The 795-nt window shown below is 57.7% G+C and carries 2 protein-coding genes; both read left to right on the top strand.

Annotated elements, in window-relative coordinates; all coding sequences use genetic code 11:
• Positions 1–158: DesA/ISL3 alpha bundle tail domain-containing protein (locus tag AC1DRJ_RS30575; protein WP_477805401.1), on the top strand; the 158-nt coding region annotated here is incomplete at its 5' end.
• Between the two features lie 233 nt (positions 159–391).
• On the top strand, positions 392–795 hold a 404-nt coding region (locus AC1DRJ_RS30580; protein ID WP_477805400.1), incomplete at its 3' end, for a PAS domain-containing protein.

Consider the following 795-nt stretch of genomic DNA (forward strand, 5'->3'; position numbering starts at 1 on the left):
CCTTGCAGCAGATCTGGGTCAAGACCAGCTCAAATGGTCATGACATGCTCGCGGCCATCAAGGACTGGGTACACGAAGCCGAAGCCAGCGGAATTCAATCCCTGCGCGACTTCGCCGACCAGTTGAAAACCTACTCCCTGCGCCCTTCCGCCGTCTGACTGTGGCGAGGGGGCTTGCCCCCGCTCGACTGCGCAGCCGTCGCTAGACCTGACGACGCGTTTTAACTAAAAACGCGTCATCTATACCGCCCGGCGGGAGCAAGCTCCCTTGCCACGGTAAGCGGGAACTTAGCTCCAAATCCTCTATCTCAAAGACACTTCGCCACCTAGGCGGGCTTCGTTTTAGCCGCTTTCGAACCTCGAGCGGCACACGCCCTTTGAGATTTGTCCCGATGGTCTCCAAAAACCTGCAAGACTCATCCTGTCCCCAGTTACCCGACACCGCTCAAACCTTGATGGCGCTGATGCATGCTCAAAGCGAAGTCGCGCGCTTGAGTGAGCGTGAACAGCTGTTCAGCTCGTTGCTGGTGAGCGTGAACGCGGTGCTTTGGGCATTCAATTGGGAAACCCGTCAGGTGCTCTACGTCAGCCCGGCCTATGAGCGGATTTTCGGTCGTACCGTTGGCAGCTTGCTGTCCGACTACAACGAATGGCGCGACAGTATTCACCCCGACGATCTGGAATATGCCGAGCGCAGCCTGGCCGAAGTGCTGGTCAAAGGCGCGGTGGAAGACCGCGAATACCGCTTCTTCAATGCTGATGGGCAGGTACGCTGGCTCAGCGACATATGCTTCAT

Source organism: Pseudomonas sp. P5_B2 (assembly GCF_056400445.1).